Source organism: Leifsonia sp. HAY1-4F, from assembly GCF_056755275.1.
The window spans coordinates 1-6520 of record NZ_JBNDHX010000150.1 but is presented as its reverse complement, the minus strand read 5'-3'; the positions used below and the strand labels follow the sequence as shown (position 1 = coordinate 6520).

Genomic DNA, 6520 nt, shown 5'->3' with positions numbered 1-6520 from the left:
TCCGTCGTCGGCAGCGTCAGATGTGTATAAGAGACAGACCTATTCGTGGCGCGCCGATCCGGTGCTGTGGTGCGGAGTGTTTACCGATCCGAAACCGAGTGGATGCCCGCGAGCGAGACGGATCGGGAGTGTCAGATTCCGAGGCGGACGATGTAGAAGTCGCTCGTCCAGATCGGGCGGATGGAGATGGAGCGGCCGGAGTCGGGCGCATCCATGATGTTGCCGTTGCCGGCGTAGAAGCCGTCGTGGCCGGACATGATGACGACGTCGCCGGGCTGCGCGTCGGCGATCGAGATCCGCTTGCCCATCGCCGCCTGACCGGACACGGAGTGCGGCAGGTTGATTCCGAACTGCGCGTAGACGTACATGACGTAGCCGGAGCAGTCCATGCCGGCCGGGCTGGCGCCGCCGTACACGTACGGGGTGCCGATGTACTGCTGGGCCACCGAGAAGACCTGCGCGAGGCTGAAGCTCGGGTAAGGCGGGTTGGCCAGGAAGTCGGAGACCGAAGGGCCGGTGGAGGCCTTGGCATAGTTGGTCAGCTCGATGGCGGCCTGCGCACGGGCCGCTTCTGCGGCGGCAGCGGCCGCGGCGGCGGCCTTCTGCGCGTTCAGCTGCTGCTCACTCGTCGCGGACGCGGTGTCGCGGCTGACGGCCTCGGTGGCGACTCCCCCGACCTCGACGGTTTGCGACTGGGCCTTCTTCATGGAGTCGACGGCGCTCGGGCCGAAGGCTGCGCTGTCGGTGCCGTTCGGGTTGAAGGCGAAGGCGGGGATGGCCATGGTGGCGATGATTCCGGCGGCGACCGTGATGGCGCCGGCATTCAGAATCCAGCCGCCGCGGCGCTTCTTCTTCGCCTGCGTGGCAATGGAGCCGGTGGATGTCGTGCGAGCCGGCGACCCTGCCGGCCGGGACGACGTGGTCGCCTCACGCGCCGCGCGGGAGTTGCGGCGGGAGATGGGGACGATGCCGGTGGTGCTGCGTGAGTCTGTGGTGCTCTGGTCCGGGTTTGTCCGGTCCTGGGTGGGACCGGACGTGCTCGAGTCTGCCAAAGTGTGACCTCCAACGCTCCAGCAGCACTAGGGAGCTGCCCCCGTCCGTAGCGAGTGGGCTTCGGTGTCACGGATCGGGAGACGGGTTCAGGGGGGTGGAGCGTCCCGATCCGGGGTCCTGTGGGCCGGCTTCTGACCCGTTCGGACTCGTAAGAGACTACGGGACGATATGTCGTTTGTCACATCTTTTGGCGGGTTTTTTAACGAATCGGTAACGGGACTCAGGCGTCGACGAAGATGTGCGCCGCGAGCTCGTTGGGCAGTTCGAGACCGGCGTCGAACCCGTCGATCTGGACGGCGACATACGATCCTGCCGGAGAGAAAGTGCCGGTCGAGCCGGGAAAAACGCCCGCCTGCTTCAGCTGGAGGAGCAGCTCGGGGTCGACCTGGGCCGGCTCGCCGAGGCGCCGGATCTTGGCCGTCACGCCCGAATCGTTGCCGCGCACGACATCGACCAGGTTGACGAGGCTCTCAGTGGATACGGAGGAGTCGGGCGCGCCCAGCTCGCTCAGACCGGGGATCGGATTGCCGTACGGCGACTCGGTCGGGTGCCCGAGCATGGTCAGCAGCTTGCGTTCGACCTGCTCGCTCATCACGTGCTCCCAGCGGCACGCCTCTTCGTGGACGTACTCCCACTCGAGCTCGATCACGTCGCTGAGCAGGCGCTCTGCGAGGCGGTGCTTGCGCATCACGTGCACGGCCTTGCGGCGGCCCTCGTCGGTCAGTTCGAGGTGCCGGTCGCCGGAGACCACGACGAGGCCGTCGCGCTCCATCCGGCCGACGGTCTGAGAGACGGTCGGGCCGGAGTGGCCGAGACGCTCCGAGATGCGGGCGCGCAGGGGGACGATGTTGTCCTCCTCCAGCTCCAGAATGGTGCGGAGGTACATCTCTGTCGTGTCGATGAGATCGGTCATGTACCCCTCCGTGGTGCGGCGCGCGAATGCCGGATGTCAGCCTACTTCCTGCGGCCGACAGGCGGGTGCGGGCCTGGCCGCATCCCCTGGCCGTCGCGCCGTCATGCGCCGCTGCGATGGTGCAACAGCCAATACACTTCAGTTATGCCGGAGACCACTATTCCCTCTGACCTGCTGCCCGCCGACGGTCGATTCGGATGCGGACCCTCCAAGGTCCGCCCCGAGCAGGTCGCCTACCTCGCCGGGCCCGGCGCGGAACTGCTGGGCACCTCCCATCGGCAGGCGCCGGTCAAGAACCTGGTGGGCCGCGTGCGCGAGGGGCTGGGTGAGCTGTTCCGCATCCCCGACGGCTACGAGGTCGTCATCGGCAACGGCGGCTCGACCGCGTTCTGGGATGCTGCAGCCTTCGGCCTGATCGAGAAGCGCAGCGAGAACCTCGTCTTCGGCGAGTTCGGCGGCAAGTTCGCCAAGGCGGCGGCGGCGCCGTGGCTCGAAGCGCCGCACGTGCTCGAAGCACCGGGCGGGTCGCGCAGCGAGGTCGAGGTCGTCGCCGGCGTCGACCTGTACGCATGGCCGCACAACGAGACCTCGACCGGCGTCATGGCGCCGGTCCGCCGTGTCCAGGGCGACGAGGGCGCGCTGACCGTCATCGACGCGACGAGCGCCGCCGGCGGCGTCGACCTCGATGTGAGCGAAGCGGATGTGTACTACTTCGCCCCGCAGAAGAACTTCGCCTCGGACGGCGGCCTCTGGCTCGCACTGTTCTCCCCCGCCGCCCTCGAGCGGGTCGAGCGCATCGCGGCGAGCGGACGCTACATCCCGGAGTTCCTGAGCCTGAAGAACGCCGTCGACAACTCGCGCCTCAACCAGACGCTGAACACCCCGGCGATCGCGACCCTCGTGCTCCTGGAGAACCAGCTCGAGTGGATGAACGGCAACGGCGGCCTCTCCTGGGCGGATGCGCGCACGCGCGAGTCGTCCGGTGCGCTGTACTCCTGGGCGGACAGCGTCGACTACGCGACGCCGTTCGTCGCCGAGCCGTCACACCGTTCGCAGGTCGTCGTCACGATCGACTTCGACGAGCGGATCGACGCGGCAGCGATCGCCAAGACGTTGCGCGCGAACGGCATCGTCGACACGGAGCCCTACCGGAAGCTCGGCCGCAACCAGCTGCGCGTCGCGACGTTCACGGCCATCGAGCCGGCGGATGTGCGCGCGCTGATCGGCTGCATCGAGTACGTGGTCGAACGACTGGGCTGAGCGAGCGCGATGCGCCTCTGGCTCCGCGACGGCGAACGTCGGCCCGACCCGGTCCCCGTGAAGACGGATGACCGGCGGGCCGTCGTCGTCGGGCTAGCGCTCTGGCTGTTCGCCCTCGTCGTCGTCGTGATCGTCGGCATCCCGCTCGGCGTCAGCGACCGGGGCACCTGGGTCGGCACCATCGTCGTCGGACTCGTCCTCGGAGTGCTCGGGCTCGGTTACCTGACGGTGACGCGGCGCCGCTGAGGTGCGGCGGGAGTCGGTCGCGTCCTCGTCGGTAGCGTCATCGTCGGTCGCATCCTCGTCGGGAGCGTCCTCGTCGGCAGCATCATCGTCGGGAGCATCCTCGTCGGCGGCATCCTCGTCGATCGGCGCGGCGAGCGCCGCGGCCTCCTCCGCCTCCAGGTCGAGCCCGGTGTCGATGTCCGTCTCCTCGTCGAAGCCGACATCCACGCTGTCGATGTCGACCCCATCCAAGTCGCCGTCGTCGTGCAGGTCGTGCACGTCGCGGTCGTCCTCGGAGTCGTCGAACCCGTCGTCCTCGTCTTCGTCCTCGTCGTCCTCCTCGTCGTCGTCGTCGCCTTCGGCGCCCGGAACGGCGTGCGCCTCCTGGGCGGCCTGGTAGTCGGCCAGGCGATCCGACCACGGCACCCAGTCGGGAGCGAGGAGCGCCCCGTCGCCGGGCATCAACTCCGCCTCCAGCACCGTCGGCTCGGCGTCGTCTCCGGCGCGGCCGACCGTCACGGTCCAGTGCCAGCCCGGATAGCCGGGGATGCGGCACTCGAAGAACAGGGAGACGGCGCCGGACTCCTCGACCTCGTAACCGAGGGGCTCGCCGATGGTCGACTCCGGAGTGATCTCCGCGAGAGCACCACGGGCGAGCGGAACCGCGGCGATCAGCTCCGGGTCGGCTTGCACGGCCGGCGTCGCGTCGTCCCCGAGCTCAGGCATCCAGGTCGTCCGCGACCTTGCGCAGCACGGCGGCGATCTTCGCGCCGTGCGCCTTGTCCGGGTACTTGCCCCGGCGCAGGTTGGAGCCGATGCCGTCGAGCAGCTTCACCAGGTCTTCGACGATGATCGCCATGTCGTCCGCAGACTTGCGCTTCATCTTCGCCAGGCTCGGCGGAGCCTCCAGGACGCGCACGGACAGCGCCTGCGCGCCGCGCTTGCCGTCGGCGATGCCGAACTCGAGGCGCGACCCCGCCTTCACGACCGCACCAGCGGGGAGGGCCGAGGCGTGCAGGAAGACTTCCTGGCCGTCATCAGAGCTGATGAAGCCGAAGCCTTTCTCCTCGTCGTAGAACTTGACCTTGCCGGTTGGCATGGGAACCTCACTTCGCATGGGGGATCGGATGACCGTCCTCAATTATCCTTGATTTCGTGACCCAGCAGACCCCTCCGCCGGCATCCCGGCTCCAGCGCATCCTCGCGTACATCATCGCCGCGCTCGTTATCCTCTCCCTGGTCTGCATCGCGGCCATCCTCATCGGCACCGCGGCGGGGCAGTTCGCCGCCCAGGGATCGGGCCAGGGCATCTGGCCCGCCGTGTTCCTGCTGCCGTACGGAGCGCTCCCGATCGCCTTCGTGCTGATCATCGTCCTGCTCATCGTGAGTGCGCGACGCAACCGGGCCGCGAACGCGGCGGGCGGAAACGGCACCGGACGGCCCGGCGACAGCACGGGCCGGCGCTAGCGGCGTCGGCTCGGCGGCCGCGCGATGACGACCACGCTCGCTCTCGCAGCGCGACTCCGGGGGCTGGACGACGACGCGCTCGTCGCCGCCCTGCACCACCGCACCTATCGGCGACAGGGCGTCGCCGATTACTTCGACCTGGGCGAGGCCCTGCTGGATGCGGACTCGCTGCAGCGCGCGCTCGCACCCCTCGACCGCATCCGGCTCGCCATCCTGGTCGTACTCGCCCGCGCCGAGGCGCCGCTGACGGCGGCCGGGGTCTCGCGGCAGCTGGCCGGGCACCCGGCCACGGCGGGCAGTTCGGGGGCGACCATCTCTGCGGCGTTGGATGACCTGGCGGGGCTGCTGCTGGTCCATCCCGTGGAGGAGGCGGGCGGCGCGAACGGGGATGGCGCGTCAGCGCCGCGGTTCGCCGGGTACGAGCCCGTGACCGCACAGCTCGCCGCCTGGCCGGCAATGGGCCTGCCGTCTCCCGACGAGTTGCTCCGCACTCCCCCGCCGGCCGCGCTCGCACCCGTCCCGGACACGGAGGGCCGCTTCACCGACCGCCTCGCCGCCGAGCGCGCGTTCGAGGCGGTCGCTGCCGTGTCCGAGCTCGTCGCAGAGCTCGGCCGCGAAGGCGCGAGGCGCCTGCAGAAGGGCGGCCTGGCCCTCCCGGCCGTGAAGCGCCTCGCGCAGGCACTCGCGGTGGATGCCGACCTCGTCCCCGTCGCGCTCTCCGCGGCCGCGAGCGCCGGCCTGGTGGCCGTGGACGACGGGATGTGGCTCCCCACCGAGAGCGCCGCATCCTGGTCGCACTCTCCGACCCCCGCCCGCTGGCGCGACCTCGCCGCCGCGTGGCTCGACGCCGTCCCCGACGACGTGCGCACGCTGCTCGCCCTGCGCAGCCGGGCCGCCTGGGGCGAGAGCCTCCGCGAGCAGATCGCCTGGCTGCATCCCGCCGCCATCGACGAGGCACAGGGCCGAGTGGATGCGCACACGCGCCTCGCGGAGTGGCTCGGCGTGACGGCGCATCAGGCGCCGTCCTCTGCCGGAACGGCGCTGGTGGAGGCCGGCCCCGACGCGGCGACGGCCGCCATCACTGCACTGTTCCCGGCGGAGGTCGACCGGGTGTACCTGCAGCACGACTTGACGATCGTCTCGCCCGGGCCGCTCGCTCCCGAGATCGAGGGACGACTGCGCGCGATCGCCGACCTGGAGTCGCGGGCGCTCGCATCCACGTTCCGGCTCTCGGCCGCATCGGTGGATCGGGCGCTCACCGCGGGAGAGACGGCGGAGGGCATCCGGCAGTTCCTGTCCGAGATCTCGCTCACCGGCCTCCCGCAGCCGCTCGACTACCTCATCGCGGACGCCTCCGAACGCCACGGCCGGGTGCGCGTGCGCGCGGTCGTCGGCGAGGGAGCGCACGCGGCGGTGCGGTCGGAGGATGCGACCCTGCTGCGGACCATCCAGGTCGACCAGGCGCTCGCCTCCCTGCGGTTCGCGCATTCCGGCCACGGGGAGCTGATCAGCCGCTTCCCCCGCGACGTGGTGTTCTGGGCGATCAGCGACGCGCGGTATCCCGTCTGTCTCTTATACACATCTGACGCTGCCGACGACGGA

Annotated in this window: 7 protein-coding genes and 1 pseudogene; 4 read left to right on the top strand and 4 right to left on the bottom strand. The window is 70.0% G+C overall.

The genetic code is table 11. The features are described 5' to 3' along the window. Window positions 1-131 precede the first annotated feature (131 nt). Entirely contained in the window at window positions 132-1052 is a 921-nt protein-coding gene (locus tag ACPYOG_RS18250) for a C40 family peptidase (protein ID WP_481295568.1), read from the bottom strand. Between the two features lie 221 nt (window positions 1053-1273). Then, on the bottom strand, window positions 1274-1966 hold the full coding sequence (locus ACPYOG_RS18245) for an iron-dependent transcriptional repressor DtxR (RefSeq protein ID WP_481295567.1): 693 nt from the start codon (window positions 1964-1966) through the stop codon (window positions 1274-1276). A gap of 144 nt (window positions 1967-2110) precedes the next feature. On the opposite strand from ACPYOG_RS18245, the gene serC reads away from it, so the two are divergent. Both serC and ACPYOG_RS18235 read left to right on the top strand, forming a co-directional pair. After that, window positions 2111-3226: a phosphoserine transaminase gene (gene serC, locus ACPYOG_RS18240; RefSeq protein ID WP_481295566.1), complete on the top strand. Its 1116-nt coding sequence runs from the start codon at window positions 2111-2113 to the stop codon at window positions 3224-3226. Between the two features lie 9 nt (window positions 3227-3235). Further along, window positions 3236-3472, top strand: coding sequence for a DUF2530 domain-containing protein (locus ACPYOG_RS18235; RefSeq protein WP_481295565.1), 237 nt, complete (start codon window positions 3236-3238; stop codon window positions 3470-3472). Between the two features lie 315 nt (window positions 3473-3787). Here the strand turns inward: ACPYOG_RS18235 and ACPYOG_RS18230 are convergent. Continuing rightward, window positions 3788-4177 (bottom strand): annotated as a pseudogene (locus tag ACPYOG_RS18230) (DUF3027 domain-containing protein); the annotation flags it as partial. Continuing rightward, window positions 4170-4550: a cold-shock protein gene (locus ACPYOG_RS18225; protein WP_090040500.1), complete on the bottom strand. Its 381-nt coding sequence runs from the start codon at window positions 4548-4550 to the stop codon at window positions 4170-4172. The pseudogene ACPYOG_RS18230 and the gene ACPYOG_RS18225, both read right to left, overlap by 8 nt. A 56-nt stretch (window positions 4551-4606) precedes the next feature. Here ACPYOG_RS18225 and ACPYOG_RS18220 point away from each other — a divergent pair, with 56 nt between their 5' ends. Together ACPYOG_RS18220 and ACPYOG_RS18215 are read left to right on the top strand one after the other, a co-directional pair. Then, the gene (locus ACPYOG_RS18220) at window positions 4607-4918 is read left to right on the top strand and encodes a hypothetical protein (protein ID WP_481295564.1); all 312 of its coding nucleotides are present in this window, start codon (window positions 4607-4609) and stop codon (window positions 4916-4918) included. A gap of 24 nt (window positions 4919-4942) precedes the next feature. Further along, a partial coding sequence (locus ACPYOG_RS18215) for a helicase-associated domain-containing protein (RefSeq protein WP_481295563.1) occupies window positions 4943-6520 on the top strand: 1578 nt, incomplete at its 3' end.